18 protein-coding genes and 1 riboswitch are annotated in these 15,581 nt (G+C 67.4%); of the genes, 7 read left to right on the top strand and 11 right to left on the bottom strand.

What is annotated here, in order from left to right:
- The first annotated feature begins 20 nt into the window (after positions 1-20).
- On the top strand, positions 21-1,247 hold the full coding sequence (locus BN976_RS02975; protein WP_036367763.1) for a TetR/AcrR family transcriptional regulator: 1,227 nt from the start codon (positions 21-23) through the stop codon (positions 1,245-1,247).
- Here the strand turns inward: BN976_RS02975 and BN976_RS02970 are convergent.
- From BN976_RS02970 to thiC, 6 genes are all read right to left on the bottom strand, one after another.
- Positions 1,214-1,480, bottom strand: coding sequence for a DoxX-related protein (locus BN976_RS02970; RefSeq protein ID WP_011777995.1), 267 nt, complete (start codon positions 1,478-1,480; stop codon positions 1,214-1,216). The two genes, BN976_RS02975 and BN976_RS02970, sit on opposite strands and share 34 nt — an antisense overlap.
- Positions 1,481-1,489: 9 nt before the next feature.
- Positions 1,490-2,977, bottom strand: coding sequence for a flavin-containing monooxygenase (locus BN976_RS02965; RefSeq protein WP_036367760.1), 1,488 nt, complete (start codon positions 2,975-2,977; stop codon positions 1,490-1,492).
- Between the two features lie 30 nt (positions 2,978-3,007).
- On the bottom strand, positions 3,008-3,637 hold the full coding sequence (locus tag BN976_RS02960) for a DUF4190 domain-containing protein (RefSeq protein WP_011777997.1): 630 nt from the start codon (positions 3,635-3,637) through the stop codon (positions 3,008-3,010).
- Positions 3,638-3,651: 14 nt separating this feature from the next.
- Entirely contained in the window at positions 3,652-4,266 is a 615-nt protein-coding gene (locus tag BN976_RS02955; protein ID WP_036367758.1) for an alpha/beta hydrolase family protein, read from the bottom strand.
- Positions 4,263-5,099, bottom strand: a complete 837-nt coding sequence (gene thiD / locus BN976_RS02950) for a bifunctional hydroxymethylpyrimidine kinase/phosphomethylpyrimidine kinase (protein ID WP_036367756.1) — start codon at positions 5,097-5,099, stop codon at positions 4,263-4,265. The genes BN976_RS02955 and thiD overlap by 4 nt, the downstream gene beginning before the upstream one ends.
- The gene (gene thiC / locus BN976_RS02945; RefSeq protein WP_036367754.1) at positions 5,096-6,646 is read right to left on the bottom strand and encodes a phosphomethylpyrimidine synthase ThiC; all 1,551 of its coding nucleotides are present in this window, start codon (positions 6,644-6,646) and stop codon (positions 5,096-5,098) included. Before thiC ends, thiD begins: the two co-directional genes overlap by 4 nt.
- A riboswitch (TPP riboswitch) is annotated at positions 6,638-6,747 on the bottom strand. It overlaps the preceding gene by 9 nt.
- A 116-nt stretch (positions 6,748-6,863) precedes the next feature.
- Between thiC and BN976_RS02940 the strand changes: the two genes are divergently transcribed.
- Positions 6,864-8,594: an MFS transporter gene (locus BN976_RS02940; RefSeq protein WP_036367752.1), complete on the top strand. Its 1,731-nt coding sequence runs from the start codon at positions 6,864-6,866 to the stop codon at positions 8,592-8,594.
- Here the strand turns inward: BN976_RS02940 and BN976_RS02935 are convergent.
- Positions 8,591-8,971, bottom strand: a complete 381-nt coding sequence (locus tag BN976_RS02935) for a DUF7715 family protein (protein WP_036367750.1) — start codon at positions 8,969-8,971, stop codon at positions 8,591-8,593. The genes BN976_RS02940 and BN976_RS02935 overlap by 4 nt on opposite strands.
- A complete protein-coding gene (locus tag BN976_RS34260; protein WP_036367748.1) occupies positions 8,968-9,816 on the bottom strand; it encodes a hypothetical protein in 849 nt (282 codons plus the stop codon). Before BN976_RS34260 ends, BN976_RS02935 begins: the two co-directional genes overlap by 4 nt.
- Before the next feature lie 207 nt (positions 9,817-10,023).
- On the opposite strand from BN976_RS34260, the gene BN976_RS02925 reads away from it, so the two are divergent.
- The gene (locus tag BN976_RS02925; protein WP_036367747.1) at positions 10,024-10,323 is read left to right on the top strand and encodes a hypothetical protein; all 300 of its coding nucleotides are present in this window, start codon (positions 10,024-10,026) and stop codon (positions 10,321-10,323) included.
- A gap of 152 nt (positions 10,324-10,475) precedes the next feature.
- On the opposite strand, the gene BN976_RS02920 is transcribed toward BN976_RS02925, so the two are convergent.
- From BN976_RS02920 to BN976_RS02910, 3 genes are read right to left on the bottom strand one after another with little or no spacing between them, the layout of a single operon-like run.
- A complete protein-coding gene (locus BN976_RS02920; RefSeq protein ID WP_036367745.1) occupies positions 10,476-11,294 on the bottom strand; it encodes an exodeoxyribonuclease III in 819 nt (272 codons plus the stop codon).
- Between the two features lie 5 nt (positions 11,295-11,299).
- Positions 11,300-12,193 carry an N-acetylglutamate synthase, CG3035 family gene (locus tag BN976_RS02915; RefSeq protein ID WP_036367743.1) on the bottom strand — a complete coding sequence of 298 codons (894 nt, stop codon included), beginning with the start codon at positions 12,191-12,193 and terminating at the stop codon, positions 11,300-11,302.
- 3 nt (positions 12,194-12,196) lie between these two features.
- On the bottom strand, positions 12,197-12,790 hold the full coding sequence (locus BN976_RS02910; protein WP_011778007.1) for a peptide deformylase: 594 nt from the start codon (positions 12,788-12,790) through the stop codon (positions 12,197-12,199).
- Between the two features lie 138 nt (positions 12,791-12,928).
- Here BN976_RS02910 and BN976_RS02905 point away from each other — a divergent pair, with 138 nt between their 5' ends.
- The 4 genes from BN976_RS02905 to BN976_RS02890 are packed head-to-tail and all read left to right on the top strand — an operon-like array spanning position 12,929 to position 15,579.
- Positions 12,929-13,237 carry a nucleoid-associated protein NapA gene (locus BN976_RS02905; RefSeq protein ID WP_011778008.1) on the top strand — a complete coding sequence of 103 codons (309 nt, stop codon included), beginning with the start codon at positions 12,929-12,931 and terminating at the stop codon, positions 13,235-13,237.
- A gap of 42 nt (positions 13,238-13,279) precedes the next feature.
- A complete protein-coding gene (locus tag BN976_RS02900) occupies positions 13,280-13,738 on the top strand; it encodes a LytR C-terminal domain-containing protein (protein ID WP_011778009.1) in 459 nt (152 codons plus the stop codon).
- A gap of 10 nt (positions 13,739-13,748) precedes the next feature.
- The gene (gene sodC, locus BN976_RS02895; RefSeq protein WP_011778010.1) at positions 13,749-14,456 is read left to right on the top strand and encodes a superoxide dismutase[Cu-Zn]; all 708 of its coding nucleotides are present in this window, start codon (positions 13,749-13,751) and stop codon (positions 14,454-14,456) included.
- The gene (locus tag BN976_RS02890) at positions 14,437-15,579 is read left to right on the top strand and encodes a glutamate--cysteine ligase (RefSeq protein ID WP_036367741.1); all 1,143 of its coding nucleotides are present in this window, start codon (positions 14,437-14,439) and stop codon (positions 15,577-15,579) included. The genes sodC and BN976_RS02890 overlap by 20 nt, the downstream gene beginning before the upstream one ends.
- Positions 15,580-15,581 lie beyond the last annotated feature (2 nt).

Genomic DNA, 15,581 nt, shown 5'->3' with positions numbered 1-15,581 from the left:
GCCCACGATATCGTGGTTCGGTGGCGAGCACCGCCGATGATCACGGCATCCGACGACGGCCGAAAGACCGGAAAGCGCAGATTGCGCGCGCGTCGGCCGAGGCGTTCAGTGCGCTGGGCTATTACGGCGTCAGCATGGAGATGATCGCCTCACGCGTCGGTATCTCGGCCGCCGCCCTGTACCGGCACTACTCCAGCAAGTACGAGCTGTTCCGCGATGCGGTGCTCAACCTCGGCCAGCAACTCGTCGACGGTACGGCCGGAATCGAGGGTGACGACCCGCAGGTGGTGCTCGACCGGCTGGTGTCGGCGCTCACCGACACCGCGCTGGCCAACCGCGGCTCGGGCGGTCTGTACCGCTGGGAGGGCCGGTACCTGCGCGGCGACGACCAGGCCACGCTGCTGCAGCAGATCCACACGGTGCACCACCGGATCCACCGCCCGCTGTCGGCGTTGCGGCCCGAGCTGACCGCACGGCAGCGCTCGACGCTGTCCACGGCGGTGCTGTCGATCGTCGGCAGCATCGTCGACCACCGCGCGAAACTGCCGGCCGCGCAGGTGCACGCGCTGATCGCGCAGATCTCGCGCGCGGTGCTGGGTGCCGAGCTGTCGGCCGATCCGCGGCGCTACCCGCCCGACGTCGTGCCGGCGCGGCCCACGGCCGAGCCGTCCAAATACGAGGCGCTGCTGACCGCATCGATGCAGTTGTTCGACCGCAACGGCTACCGCGACACCACCATGGAGGACATCGCGTCGGCGGTGGGAATGCCGACTTCCGGTATCTACAAGTACTTCTCGGGCAAGAGTGACATCCTCGCCACGATCTTCCGGCGCGCCGCCGACCGGGTGTCGGCCGAACTCGCCTCCGTCGTGGCGACGATGTCGGACCCCGAGGAGGCGCTCACCGCCGTCATCGACGGCTACGTGCAGCGGTCGTTCGACCAGCCCGAGTTGGAGTGCGTCTACTACAGCGAGCGGCTCAACATGTCGGCCGCCGACCAACGCATCGTGCGCGACCTTCAGCGCTCGACCGTTGAGTCGTGGGTCGAGCTCGTTGTCGCGGTCCGACCGGAGTGGAGCGCCGCGGAAGCGCGCTTCGCCGTGCACGCGGCGATGGCCCTTGTGGTCGACCTCGGCCGCCTGATGCGGTACGAGAACTCCGAAGAGGCCAGGGAGACCGTGTCGGGCCTGGTGGATATGACGCTGCTGGGCCGCTACCGGTTACGGGCGACGTTGCCTGCCAAATAGAGCAGGTACACCACCAGCCCGACGAGGGCCAGCCTGCGCGTCTTGGGGGAGGCGATACCGAGGCCGACGGCGGTCTCGATGGCACCGTCGACGTACACGTGCTGCCGGGTGTTCGTCGGGAACGCCGGCTTGGTCAGGCCCTCGTAGAGCGCAGGGGCGACGAAGTGGGACACGCCGGCCCCGGCAAGGGCCAGTCCGGCGACGGTGGCGGCACGCGAATTTTCGTTGGGCACAACCGGATACTAGACGATGCGGTAGTCGTCGATCGGGAAGTCGGTGGCCTCGCGGATCGCGGCTCTGGTGGAGGTGGGGCGAAGCAGGGTCGGCTCACCGCTGGGATTGAAGTAGTAGGACCGCGCGGTCGCGCAACTTCCGTTGGTGAACAGCGAGTCGCCGAGCAGCGCGGTCATGCGGGCCAGGTACCGGGCGTTGGCTTCCTCGGTGATCTCGAAAGTCGTTGCACCGCGGCGCCTCAACTCGCCGAAGAGACGATCCATGTGCCGCATCTGGTACTCCACCGTGTTGAAGAAGTTCAACCCGAGGAACGCGAAGGGGCTGGCCAGCGACAGGAAGTTCGGGAAGTGCGGCATCGAAACACCCTGGTAGGCCTGGAACCTGGTCTCGCGCCACCACTTCCCGAGGTTTCGGCCGTCGCGCCCGATCACCTCGATGGCGGGGAAGTTGGCCTCCCACAGGTCGAAACCGGTGGCCAGCACCAGGGTGTCGATCGGGGTCTTGGTGCCGTCGTTGCCGACGATGCCGTCGGACTCGATCTTGGCGATGCCGCTGTCCTGCAGGTGCACGTGCGGCTTGGTGAAGGTGCGGTAGTAGCTGTTCGAGAACGTGGGCCGCTTGCAGCCGAAGTCGTAGTCGGGGGTCAGCTTGGCCCGCAGTTCCTTGTCCCGGATGGTGGCGAACCGATGCATCTTGGCCAGATCGCCCGCGGCGATGTTGAACCGGCCGCGGGTCTGCCGGTTGTGCAGGACCGCCACCCACACCATGAGCTCGTAGATGGTGTCGGTGATCACGCGGATCAGGCGCTGGGTCAACGGGATCCGGGCGAACAGCTGCTTGGCGCGCTCGGAGAACCGGAAGTCGATCTTGGGCACCACCCAGATCGGGGTGCGTTGGTAGACCGTCAGATCGGCAGCCTTCTCGGCCAGCTCGGGGATGAGCTGCACGGCGGTGGCGCCGGTGCCGATGATGCCGATCTTCTCGCCGGTCGGATCGTAGGAGTCGTCCCACGCGGTGGTGTGGATGACCCGTCCGTCGAACTCGGCGATGCCCGGGATGTCGGGCATGTGGGGCTGTGACAGGAATCCGGTGGCGGTGACCAGGTACCGGGCGTCCACCGTCTCACCGTCGGCGAGGTTCACCCGCCAGAGTTGGGCGTCGTCATCCCAGCGCGCGCCCCCCACTGTCACACCGAACCGGATGTGCCTGCGCACGTCGTACTTGTCGGCGACATCGTCGGCGTACTGCTTGATCTCGGCGCCGGTGGAGAACAGCCGCGACCAGTTGGGGTTCGGCTCGAAGAAGTACGAGTAGGTGGTGGTGGGGACGTCGACGGCGAGCCCCGGGTAGTGGTTGACGTACCACGTGCCGCCCAGATCGTCTTCACGTTCCAGGATCACGAAGTTCTCGATGCCCATCCGTTTGAACTGGATGGCGGCCCCGATACCCGCGAACCCGGCTCCGACGATGACCGCGTCGAAGTGCTCCGAAATCATGGCGTAACGGTACCCGAGGTCCCCGAAAACTCAGCCTTTGAGGGACCCGGTTCGCGGCGGGTCGAGGGTCGCGATGCAGGTCACCGTGCGGTCGCCGTCCTCCCACGTCTCGGCGGTGGGGTAGAGCACGTAGAGCTGCACCGAGTCGTCCGTCATGGACTCCGGCGAGTAGCGCTGCAGTTCAGGGCTGCATTTCTCGTGGTACGCCTCGACCGCGGCCTGACCGGGGAAGTCGCCGTCCCGCATCGTCAACACGGCGAACACCTCGCCGGCGTGCGGCTGGTCACAGCTGACGGTCTTGACGCTCGCCACCCGCTCCCCGCCGGGGATCTCGGCGAGACAGTCGCCGAGCTTGACGTTCGTGGCGTTGACGGTGTCGTCGTTGACCGCCGCGATGATGATCGCCACGATTGCGATCGACCACAGCACCGAGAGCACGATGCCCGCGATCGCCATGCCGCGGCCGCTCTGATACTGCTTGACCTTGGCCAAGCCGACGATGCCGCAGACCAGGCTGATCAGGACCCCACCGATGACGCCGAAGATGAGCGAGACCACCGCCCACCAGTTGGTCCGCCGGGGCGGCGGGTAGTACGGCTGGCCGGGCCCGCCCTGATACGGCAGCGGAGGCGGCGGCGGATAGGGCGGCGGCACGGTCACGCTGCGACGATAGCTCAGCCCAGCATGCGCAGGGCGGCATCGACCGCAAGCGCGGGAACGTCGAATTTCTTGGAGTTCAGATCGTGGCGGGCGCCTGTGACCTCGACGATCTCGGTCGGGCCCGCCACGAGGTCGGCGGCGGACCTCAGCTCGTCGAGCGTGCCGAACGGGTCGGCGGTGCCGTGGGTGAACACCGTGGGCACCGTGATGCGCGGCAGGTGTTCGGTGCGGGCGCGCTCCGGCTTGCCGGGCGGGTGCAGAGGATAGGAGAACAGCGTCAGCACGTCGACCTGAAGCCCGTCGGCGACCGCCATCGACGTGAGCCGCCCGCCGTACGAGTGACCGCCCGCGATGACGGGGCCGTCGGCGAGGGCTCGCACCGCGGTGACCGCCTCGACGATGCCCGCCATGTCGGCGGTCGCCGAGCCGGACGGTGGGCCCTTAGGGCGGCGCCGGCGGTAGGGCAGGTTGTAGCGCACCGCGAGCCATCCGCGGCGCGCCCACTCCTCGCAGAGGGCCTGCAGCATCGGCGATTCCCGGTTTCCGCCTGCGCCGTGCGTCAGTGCGACGACACCAGCGGGTGTGCCGTCGGGGCGGTGCGCGACGCCGGTTATGTCTTCGAGGGTCATGTCGTGAGCCGGAACAACGCGGACACCGGTCCGTGGCCGTGCCCCAACGGGTATGCGGCACGCAGGCATTCGGTGACCCAGCGCTTCCCGAAAGCGACCGCGTCGGGTACCGGATAGCCGTGTGCCAGCGCGCTGGCGATCGCGGCGGCCAGGGTGTCTCCGGCGCCGTGGTCGTGCACCGTGTCGATGCGGGTGGAATCGAATGCGTGGAAGTCGGTGCCGTCGAACAGCAGATCGGGGCTGTGTGAAGACGATCGCAGATGCCCGCCCTTGACCAGGGCCCACTGCGGGCCGAGGGCGTGCAGGGCGCGCGCGGCGGCACGCTGGGACTCCTCGTCGACCACGTCGATATCGACGAGCAGGCGGACCTCGTCGAGGTTCGGCGTCACCAGGGTGGCCAGCGGGAACAGCTTGTCGCGCAGGGCGTTCAGCGCGCTGGGGTGCAGCAGCGGGTCGCCGTGCATGGACGCGCAGACCGGGTCGACGACCAGCGGAACGCTGCCGTGCAGTCCCTGGGCGACCCAGGTGTCGGCGATGGTCTCGATGATCTCCGACGACGCCAGCATGCCGGTCTTGGCGGCCTGCAGCCCGATGTCGGAAGCCACCGCCTCGATCTGACCCGCGACGATGTCGAGCGGTATCTCGTGAAAGCCCTTGACGCCCACCGAGTTCTGCACCGTGACCGCGGTGACGGCGACCAGGCCGTGCAGTCCGAGCAGCGCGAAGGTGCGCATATCGGCCTGGATGCCCGCCCCGCCGCCGGAGTCCGACCCGGCGATCGTCATCACCCGCAGAGGGGTTTGGCCCGGTGGGGTGAGCGGCAGGAACGTCACGACGTCACCACCGGTAGGTACACCTTGTTCCCCTGATCGGCGAACTCGCGGGACTTCTCCTTCATGGCTTCCTGTACCTCGTGGCTGATCCGCATCGAGCAGAACTTGGGGCCGCACATCGAACAGAAATGGGCGGTCTTGGCCGGCGTGGCCGGCAGGGTCTCGTCATGGAATTCGCGGGCGGTGTCGGGGTCCAGTGACAGGTTGAACTGGTCCTCCCAGCGGAACTCGAAGCGGGCCTTGGACAGGGCGTCGTCCCTGGCCTGCGCTCCCGGGTGGCCCTTGGCGAGATCGGCGGCGTGGGCGGCGATCTTGTAGGCGATGACGCCGTCCTTGACGTCCTTGCGGTTCGGCAGCCCGAGGTGTTCCTTCGGCGTCACGTAACACAGCATCGCGGTGCCGGCCTGCGCGATGATCGCCGCGCCGATCGCCGAGGTGATGTGATCGTAGGCGGGTGCGATGTCGGTGGCCAGCGGGCCGAGGGTGTAGAACGGCGCCTCCTCGCACAGTTCCTCCTCCAGGCGCACGTTCTCGACGATCTTGTGCATCGGGACGTGCCCGGGCCCCTCGATCATCACCTGCACACCATGGGATTTCGCGATCCCGGTGAGTTCGCCCAGGGTGCGCAGCTCGGCGAACTGGGCGGCGTCGTTGGCGTCGGCGATGGAGCCGGGCCGCAGCCCGTCGCCCAGCGAGAAGGTCACGTCGTAGCGGGCGAGGATGCCGCAGAGCTCCTCGAAGTTGGTGTAGAGGAAGGACTCCCGGTGGTGGGCCAGACACCACGCGGCCATGATCGAGCCGCCGCGCGAGACGATGCCCGTCACGCGATCGACGGTGAGCGGGATGTGGCGCAGCAGCACGCCTGCGTGCACGGTCATGTAGTCCACGCCCTGCTCGCACTGCTCGATGACGGTGTCGCGGTACACCTCCCAGGTCAACTTCACCGGGTCGCCGCCGACCTTCTCCAGGGCCTGGTACATCGGGACGGTGCCGACGGGCACGGGTGAGTTGCGCAGGATCCACTCTCGGGTCTGGTGGATGTCGCGGCCGGTGGACAGGTCCATGATGGTGTCGGCGCCCCAGCGGGTGGCCCAGACCATCTTGTCGACTTCTTCGGCGATGGAGGAGGTCACCGCCGAGTTGCCGATGTTCGCATTGATTTTCACCGCGAACGCCTTGCCGATGATCATCGGCTCGGCCTCGGGGTGGTTGTGGTTGGCGGGGATCACCGCGCGGCCGCGGGCCACCTCGTCGCGGACGAGTTCGGGCGAAACCCCTTCGCGTTCGGCGATGAAGGCCATCTCGGCGGTGATCTCACCGGCGCGGGCCCGCTGCAGCTGGGTACCGCGGTTCCGGGTCACCCGACGGTGGGGCAGGCCGGCCTCGAGGTCGATGACGGCGCCGGCATCGGTGTACGGGCCGGAGGTGTCGTACAGGTCGAGATGCTCGCCGGTGGTGAGGTTGACCCGACGGAACGGCACCCCGTTCCGATACACCTTGGTGCTGCCCGCGATGGGCCCGGTGGTGACATTGACGACGTCAGACATGTGCGTTCTCCCTACGCCGGCATTACCCGGTCAGGTTCGTACGGTCGACGGGCCTACCCGTCCTCTCAGCGCGCTCGGTACGCGCTCCCGCGTTAGTGGCGAGTGCCACGCTAGCGCAGCGACCGGGCCCAGGGAACAGCACGGCCGGTACTTCGAATTGACCGGCGGTAATTTGTATAGCTAATATATGTTCTTTTGTGGGCGAGGTGGGTGAGTGATGACGACGGAGATCGAGACCGGTGCAGCAGCGGAGACCGCGCGACGGCGCAGCCGCATGAACGCCGACCACCCGCACTACAAGTGGATCGTCCTGTCGAACACCACGCTCGGCACGTTGCTGGCGACGATCAACGCCTCGATCGTGCTGATCTCGCTGCCGGCCATCTTCCGCGGCATCGGGCTGAACCCGCTCGCGCCGGCCAACATCAGCTATCTGCTCTGGATGTTGATGGGGTACCTGGTGGTGACCGCGGTACTGGTCGTGCCGTTCGGGCGACTCGGCGACATGTTCGGCCGGGTGCGGATCTACAACGTCGGCTTCGCGGTGTTCACCGTCGCGGCGATCGCGCTGTCGTTCGATCCGTTCCATCTGGACGGTGGCGCGATCTGGCTGATCGCATGGCGGGTGATCCAAGGTATCGGTGGGGCGATGCTGATGGCGTCCTCGTCGGCGATCCTGACCGACGCTTTCCCGGCCAATCAGCGCGGCATGGCGCTCGGTGTCAACATGGTCGCCGCGGTGGCCGGCTCGTTCCTGGGTCTGCTCGTCGGCGGTGTGCTCTCGGAGTGGCACTGGCAGGCCATCTTCTGGGTGGGTGTGCCGATCGGGCTGGCGGGCACGGTCTGGAGCCTGCGGTCGTTGGTCGAGATCGGCGTGCGCACGCCGGGCAGGCTCGATTGGGCGGGCACGCTCACGTTCGGCATCGGGCTGACGGTGCTGCTGATCGGAATCACCTACGGCATCCAGCCTTACGGTGGGTCGACGACCGGGTGGACCAACCCGTGGGTGCTGGGGTCGATTGCCGCGGGGCTGGCGCTGCTGGTGGTGTTCTGTGTCGTCGAACTGCGGGTGGCTCAGCCGATGGTCAACGTCCGGTTGTTCCGGTCCGCGGCGTTCGGGATGGGGAACGTCGCCGGGCTGATGTCGTCGATGGGACGCGGCGGCCTGCAGTTCATGCTGATCATCTGGTTGCAGGGCATCTGGCTTCCGCTGCGCGGCTACGACTTCGAGGTGACGCCACTGTGGGCCGCGATCTACATGCTGCCCATCACGGTCGGGTTCCTGTTGGCCGGACCGATCGCCGGGTGGCTGTCGGACCGGTATGGCGCGAGACCGTTGACCGTGGGCGGAATGCTGTTGATGGCGGGCTCGTTCATCGCGCTGGTGATGATCCCGGTGGACTTCGACTACTGGGTGTTCGCCGTGCTGATCTTCCTCAACGGGGTCGGCGGCGGCATCTTCACCGCGCCGAACACCGCGGCCATCATGTCGAGCGTCCCGCCGTCGGAACGTGGTGCGGCGTCCGGGGTGCGCGCCACCTTCTTCAACGCCGGATCGTCGCTGTCGATCGGAATCTTCTTCTCGCTGATGGTCGTCGGGCTGGCCAACACGTTGCCGGGAGCGCTGAGCAGCGGTCTTCAGGAGCAAGGGGTTTCCGCCGACGTCGCCCAACAAGTGGCGGATCTACCACCGGTCGGGAGCCTGTTCGCCGCATTCCTCGGCTACAACCCGATCGCCGAACTGCTCGAGCCCTACCACGCGCTGCAGCAGCCCGGTGTCAACGCCGAGGTGCTCACCGGTCAGACCTTCTTCCCGCATCTGATCATCGAGCCGTTCCATTCGGGTCTGGTCGTGGTGTTCGTCGCCGCGGCGATCATGATGGTGATCGGCATGATCGCCTCGATGTTCAACCCGGGCCGCTACGCCGAGGTTGTCGAGAACCCTTAGAACAGCGCGCCTCTGACAAAGAAGTGCTCCAGCTTCCGGGTGATGATCGCGCCGGCGGGCAGTCGCGCGGCGATCTCCAGGTTCTCGTCGGCGACGTCTTCGGCCCACGCGACCGGCCATCCGCCGTCGTCGAGACTGGTCTGGAATGCGAGAACCACGTCGTCGCGGCTCATCTCGGATTCCACAACCATCGCGGTGGTGGTGGCCCGATGTGATGCCGCCCCAGCGAACCCTCGCCCACAGCCGCAGGGCCCGTCAGGGTCGCGAAGGTCACGGTCGCACGGTTCCTGGATCCAGACCAGTTCACGCTCGATGCAGAAGTGGTAGTCGCCGGGATGCGTGCCCTGCGTATGGCCTGTTGCCACAAGGATTTTCATTCATTCTCTCCTAGAACGGTGGTGGGTCGTTGCCATAGTCGGGTTGGCGCCATCCGGTGGAGGATTGGTAGGGGATGTGGTCGCGCGGTAGGTATGGCGGGGTGTTTCCGGTTGTGGCGTAGCGTGTTTGGGCGTTCCGTCGTCGTTCTGCGGTGATATGGGCGGCGTGGTTGTGGGCGCGGGTGTTTCGGCGCCGCGGCATCATGACCCCGCGTCGTTGGCTTTGTGGGACTTTGGGTGGTTCGCCGGTCCAGAGGGTGGCGGTGGGTTGGCACAGGGCGGGGAACAGCAGTCGGCTGCCGGGGTGGGTGGTGTAGGTGTGGCCGGTGGGCGCGGTCCAGGCGATGGCGGCGGGGTTTGGGCGCCGGCGGGGCGGGCGGATTCGCCTCGACTGTCGCGTCGGCGTCATCGGCGGTCTCGGCGTCATCGGTCGTGGGCGCCCGTGCACCGTCCTCCTCGTCGAGTTGGTGCTCCTGGCCGCCTCCCGCGGTGACCCTCGTGTCGGTCGTGTCGGCGTCGCCGCTGTCGGTGGTGGTGTGGTCGGTGAGGGCGTAGACGGTGATGTCGCGCAGGGGTCGGGGGTTGGTGCTGGCGTGGCGGTCGGGGTTCCCGCATTGGCAGGCCAGGGTGGTGATTCCGGTCAGCAGTGCGGTGTGGGCGTCGTTGCGGCGTTCGTCGAGGGTGCGGGCCAGTGTGGTGCGGCGGATGAACAGTTCGGCCCTCACGGCCAGCTTGCGGGCACACACCGCGTTCTCCGCCTGCGTGGTCGCGGTGGCGGCGTCGACGAGTTCGGCGTCCGCCAACGCCGCCAGGTCGGCGGGCCCGGGAATCGATATGTCGAACATGCGTTCGATTATAGGTGGCGGTCGGGCAAGTTTCACCGCTGTGTTTCTGCCAGCCGCCGATCAATTTCTGCCACTGGAATTATTGACCTGACCTGCGGGTTTAACCGGTCAGATCGATCACGATCTACCAGAACGGAACACCACCACACGTCGAAACCGCGCGACACGCTCCACGGCTCCGACCCCAGACAAGGGAAGAGCAGAACCATGAAGAACCTCACCATCGCCACCGCGATCACCGCCGGCCTGAGCGCCGCCGTGCTCGGCCTGGCCGCCCCCGCGATCGCCGCCCCCACCGGCGGTAACGCCGACGCGACGATCAGCCAGCTCGAAGCCCAGGGCCACCGTGTCGTGGTCAACCGGCTCTCCGATGCCCCGCTGAGCGAAGCCAGCGTCGTCGGCGTCCACAAGGGCGGCGACATCCGCTCCACCGTCCGCGACGACTTCACCGACCGCACCTACCAGCAGACGGTGACAGGCAGCGTCTACTACGTCGACGTGCGCTGAGCGCACAATTCTGCCGACGTGCGCTGAGCGCACAATCCGGCCGACGTGCGCTGAGCGGATAACCCGGCCGACGTCACGTAAGCGGCGACGTCGGTAACCGTCAAAGCCGAAACGGGGCACCTCCCACAAGGAGGTGCCCCGTTTCCGCGCGGTCAGTCGCTCAGGTCCACGACCACGGGTGCGTGGTCGCTGGGTGACCCGATGCGGTTTTTGCCGGTCTTGCGTTCATCGCGGGCGATCTCGGCGTGGACCACGCGTTCGGCCAGCGCGGGGGAGCCCAGGATGAAGTCGATGCGCATGCCACGGTTCTTCGGGAAGCGCAGCTGGGTGTAGTCCCAATAGGTGAAGGTGCCCGGGCCGGGTGTGAAAGGTCGTACCACGTCTGTGAATCCGGCGTCGACGACGGCGTTGAAGGCCGCGCGCTCGGGCTCGGTGACATGTGTGCTGTCCTGAAACAGCGATATGTCCCACACGTCGTCGTCGATGGGGGCGATGTTCCAGTCGCCGACGAGGGCGATGGGTGCCGACGGGTTGGACTCCAGCCACGACGAGGCCGTGTCACGAAGTGCGGCAAGCCATTCCAGCTTGTACACGTAGTGAGGTGAGTCGACGGTGCGTCCGTTGGGGACGTACAGGCTCCACACCCGCACCCCTCCGCACGTCGCGCCCAGTGCGCGGGCTTCGGCGGCGGCCTCCACCTCCGGTTTGTCATTCCAGGTGGGCTGGCCGTCGAATCCGACCTCGACGTCGTCGATGCCGACCCGCGAGGCGATCGCCACCCCGTTCCACTGGTTGAAGCCGCAGTGCACGATCTCGTACCCGAGCGCCGCGAACGGCATGGTCGGAAACTGGTCGTCGGAGCACTTGGTCTCCTGCATGGCCAGAACGTCGACGTCGGCGCGCTCCAGCCAATCGGTGACGCGGTCGACCCGGGCGCGGATCGAATTGACGTTCCAGGTAGCCAGGCGCATGCGCCCTACAGTAGGTCCTGCGCGCGGACGTACCGCGAGTGGTGGTGCACCCGGAAGCCCATCGCCGCGTACAACGCACGCGCAGCGGTGTTCTCGACGACCACCTGGACGTAGGCGCGCGTCGCACCGCGCCCGTGAGCCCAGTCCAGCAGCCCCGCGCACAGCCGTCGCGCCAGGCCCTGCCGACGCGCGTCCTCAGACACGTGCACCGCCGAGACCCCCGCCCAGCGGGTACCGTCCGGTGCGTCCGTCACCGCCACCCGCCCTACCGCGGCACCGGCCAGTTCACCGAAACCGACCACCCCGTCGACGACGGCGGTCAGCACATCGACCGGAACGTCCCGCCGGTACAGGGCCAGCCACCTGTCATCGGGCGATGCCGAGACCGCTGCGTCCGTCACCCCGGCAACTGCGATATCGGTTGCCATGACCAGGTTCTCGGCATCTGTGGGGACGCCGTCGGGAAGCCGGAGCAGCCGGTCCGGCGCGGACACCAGCGCGGGCAGCCCGCGCTCGGCATACCAGTCCGCAACCTTTGCGATCTCGCTGAAAGAAGAAAACCGCAGCGGCACTGCTGAATTCGCGCGCCTCGTGACCCCGTGCCCATGCCGGAGCAGCCAGCCGTCCAGCCACTGATGTTCGGTGCCCGGCCAGCCCAGCGCGGCGGCGTGCTCAAGGTTGCGGATCTCTCCGGTGCGCACCGGCATCTCGGGCACCACCCGGACGGCCACCACGTCCTCGCGTGCGACGTCCACGACATCGCCGCGCCGGGTGTGGATCCGCACCACCGGGCCGGCGTCGACGATATGGCCGACCACGTCGGTGAACGGCCGGTCCGAGTCTGTCGGCAGCCGGTAGCGCAGGCTGACCCGAGTGCCGACTTCAGGCACCTCGGTCATCGGTCAGTGGCCGAACGGATCGGGGTCCTCGCCGGGCATCCACGACAGTCCGGGAACCCCCCAGCCGTGGGACTTGACGGTCTTCTTGGCGCTGCGCGCATTGCGACCGATCAGCCGGTCGAGGTAGAGAAACCCGTCGAGATGACCGGTCTCGTGTTGCAGCATCCGGGCGAACAGATCAGTTCCCTCGAGGGTGATCGGTGTCCCGTCGGCGTCCAGCCCGGTGACCCGCGCCCAGTCGGCCCGCCCCGTCGGGAACGATTCGCCGGGCACCGACAGGCAGCCTTCGTCGTCGTCCTCGGGGTCCGGCATGGTTTCGGGAATCTCGGAAGTCTCGAGCACGGGGTTGATCACCACCCCGCGGCGGCGGGTGGTCTTCTTGCGCTCATCCGCGCAGTCGTAGACGAAGACCCGCTTGCTGACCCCGATCTGGTTGGCGGCGAGCCCGACTCCGTGGGCGGCGTCCATCGTGTCGTACATGTCGGTGATGAGATCGGCCAGATCGGCAGGCAACGAACCGTCGGCGCCGACGGGCACGGGTTCGGTGGCGGTGTGCAGGACGGGATCTCCCACGATGCGGATGGGTCTAACGGCCATGCGTGGAAGCTTAGGTGCCGTTGTTTTCGCCGCCGACTCGCGGCGGTTGGTGACGGTGTCCGTGACCGAGCCGTGATTGAATACTCGCCGAAACCACACTGATGTCATTCCCGATTCCGGAAGGGTTCGAGTAGCGAAATGGACGGCGCCATCGCGCGGGCTGAGCGTTCTGGGGACGACACCGAGCCCACCGACGGTCTGACCCGTCGAGAGCACGACATCTTGGCTTTCGAGAGGCAGTGGTGGAAGTACGCCGGCTCGAAGGAAGACGCCATCAAGGAGCTGTTTTCCATGTCGGCGACCCGCTACTACCAGGTGCTCAACGCGCTGGTGGACCGGCCGGAGGCGCTGGCGGCCGACCCGATGCTGGTGAAGCGGCTGCGCCGGCTGCGCGCCAGCAGGCAGAAGGCGCGCGCCGCGCGCCGCCTCGGTTTCGACGTCACTTAGGTCACCGGGGCAACGTCCCGGCCCGCGATACAGTAGGCGCCGATGAACCAGCGAGAGTCCTCGGGACTGCCCCTTCGCGCCATGGTGATGGTCCTGCTGTTCCTGGGCGTCGTCTTCCTGCTCGTCGCCCTGCAGTCCATGGGCGGGTCCGACGGTGACGACGAGTCGTCGGCCACGGCGACCACCGTGACGACGACCACCACCACGAGCGCCGCGCCCGAAGAACCGGCCAGGCCTGACGTGCGCGTGTTCAACATCTCCGAGACCGCAGGCGCCGCCGAAGCGACGGCCACCCGGCTGCGCGACGACAAGTGGAACGTGACCGAGGTCGGCAACCTCGTCGTGCCCGAGGTGACGGTGACCACGGTGTACTTCGGGGAGGAACCCGGCGAGCAGGAGGCCGCAGAAGAGGTCGGCCGACTACTCGAAGCGCCGGTCGCCCCGCGGGTGCCCGAGCTCACAGAGCAGCCACCGGGAGTGGTCGTACTGGTCACCGGCTAGGCTCTTGCTCATGCTCAGGTCCGTCGCTGCCGCCACATTGTTCGCAGTGCCCGCACTTGCCTTGAGTGCGTGCTCTCCTCCCGGAGAAGTGCCCTCGGATTCGCCCGGCACCACGCCCCCGGTATGGACAGGTTCGCCCTCCCCGACGGCGGGGCCGGACGAGCAGGGTTCCGGACACGGGAGCGGTACGCAGGCAGGTGGCGAGACGCTGACGGCCGACCTGAAGCTGGCCGACGGCACCACCGTCGCCACCGCCGACATCACGTTCTCCGACGGCTACGCCACCGTCACGGTCGAGGCCAGCGGTGCGGGCGAGTTGACGCCGGGGTTCCACGGCATCCACATCCATTCGGTGGGCAAGTGCGAGGCCGACTCCGTCGCACCGACGGGCGGCGCACCGGCCGACTTCAATTCCGCAGGCGGCCACTTCCAGGTGTCCGGGCACAGCGGGCACCCCGCCAGCGGCGACCTGTCGTCGTTGCAGGTGCGCGAGGACGGTTCGGCGAAGCTGGTGACGACCACCGACGCCTTCACCAAGGAAGACCTGCTCGACGGCGCGGGTACCGCGCTGATCATCCACGAGAAGGCCGACAACTTCGCCAACATCCCGCCGGAGCGCTACCAGCAGGTCAACGGTGCGCCGCCACCGGATCAGACCACCCTGGCGACCGGCGACGCCGGAGCGCGGGTGGCCTGCGGTGTCATCACTGGCGGCTGACCAACGGGCTGACGGCCGCATCGACTTCGTCGGGTCGGTCCGGCCTACCGTGGGCGTCGAATGGGAGTTCGCGCTCGTCGATGCCACCACCCGTGACCTGAGCAACGAAGCAGCCTCGGTGATCGCCGAGATCGGCGAGAACCCTCGGGTGCACAAGGAGTTGCTGCGCAACACCGTTGAGGTCGTCACCGGGATCTGCGACAACGCCGGTGAGGCCATGGAGGACCTTGCATCCACGCTGCGCCCGGTGCGTGAGGTGGTGCGCGAGCGCGGCATGGACCTGTTCTGCGCAGGCACCCATCCGTTCGCGGACTGGTCGGTACAGAAACTCACCGACGCGCCGCGCTATGCCGAGCTGATCAAGCGCACCCAGTGGTGGGGTCGCCAGATGCTGATCTGGGGCGTGCACGTCCACGTCGGTGTTTCGTCGGCGCACAAGGTGATGCCGATCATCACCGCGTTGCTGCATCAGTACCCGCATCTGCTGGCGCTGTCGGCGTCCTCTCCGTACTGGGACGGTGAGGACACCGGCTACGCCAGTAACCGGGCGATGATGTTCCAGCAGTTGCCGACGGCCGGGCTGCCCTTCCACTTCCAGGAATGGCGTGAGTTCGAGCGATTCGTCAGTGACCAGAAGAAGACCGGGATCATCGATCACATGAACGAGATCCGCTGGGACATCAGGCCGTCCCCGCATCTCGGCACCATCGAGGTCAGGATCTTCGACGGCGTCTCCAATCTGCACGAGCTGTCGGCGCTGGTCGCCCTCACCCACTGCCTGATCGTCGATCTGGACCGCCGCCTCGACGCGGGTGAGTCGCTGCCGGTGATGCCTCCGTGGCATGTGCAGGAAAACAAATGGCGCGCAGCACGTTACGGCCTGGACGCCATCATCATCCTGGACGCCGACAGCAACGAGCGGCTGGTCACCGAGGATCTCGACGACCTGCTGGAGCGTCTGCAGCCGGTGGCGAAGCGGCTGTCGTGTGTCGAAGAGCTCTCCCGCGTTCCCGACATCTACCACAACGGCGCCTCCTATCAGCGCCAGCGTCGGGTCGCCGAAGAGCACGACGGTGATCTGCGGGCCGTGGTCGACGCCCTGGTGAGCGAGTTGGTGCTGTAGAC

The sequence above is a fragment of the Mycolicibacterium austroafricanum genome, from assembly GCF_000612725.1.
GTDB lineage: Bacteria > Actinomycetota > Actinomycetes > Mycobacteriales > Mycobacteriaceae > Mycobacterium > Mycobacterium austroafricanum.
Note: the sequence above shows the minus strand (reverse complement) of the source record. Positions and strands in the feature narration are given on the sequence as shown.

Bases quoted from the DNA above. Each gene is read 5' to 3' on its own strand.
- BN976_RS02910 (WP_011778007.1), bottom strand. From the start codon at position 12,790: ATGGCCGTTAGACCCATCCGCATCGTGGGAGATCCCGTCCTGCACACC.
- BN976_RS02905 (WP_011778008.1), top strand. From the start codon at position 12,929: ATGGACGGCGCCATCGCGCGGGCTGAGCGTTCTGGGGACGACACCGAG.
- BN976_RS02915 (WP_036367743.1), bottom strand. From the start codon at position 12,193: ATGACCGAGGTGCCTGAAGTCGGCACTCGGGTCAGCCTGCGCTACCGG.
- BN976_RS02955 (WP_036367758.1), bottom strand. From the start codon at position 4,266: ATGACCCTCGAAGACATAACCGGCGTCGCGCACCGCCCCGACGGCACA.
- BN976_RS02940 (WP_036367752.1), top strand. From the start codon at position 6,864: ATGACGACGGAGATCGAGACCGGTGCAGCAGCGGAGACCGCGCGACGG.
- thiC (WP_036367754.1), bottom strand. From the start codon at position 6,646: ATGTCTGACGTCGTCAATGTCACCACCGGGCCCATCGCGGGCAGCACC.
- sodC (WP_011778010.1), top strand. From the start codon at position 13,749: ATGCTCAGGTCCGTCGCTGCCGCCACATTGTTCGCAGTGCCCGCACTT.
- BN976_RS02920 (WP_036367745.1), bottom strand. From the start codon at position 11,294: ATGCGCCTGGCTACCTGGAACGTCAATTCGATCCGCGCCCGGGTCGAC.
- BN976_RS02925 (WP_036367747.1), top strand. From the start codon at position 10,024: ATGAAGAACCTCACCATCGCCACCGCGATCACCGCCGGCCTGAGCGCC.
- BN976_RS02900 (WP_011778009.1), top strand. From the start codon at position 13,280: ATGAACCAGCGAGAGTCCTCGGGACTGCCCCTTCGCGCCATGGTGATG.
- BN976_RS34260 (WP_036367748.1), bottom strand. From the start codon at position 9,816: ATGTTCGACATATCGATTCCCGGGCCCGCCGACCTGGCGGCGTTGGCG.
- BN976_RS02935 (WP_036367750.1), bottom strand. From the start codon at position 8,971: ATGAAAATCCTTGTGGCAACAGGCCATACGCAGGGCACGCATCCCGGC.
- BN976_RS02965 (WP_036367760.1), bottom strand. From the start codon at position 2,977: ATGATTTCGGAGCACTTCGACGCGGTCATCGTCGGAGCCGGGTTCGCG.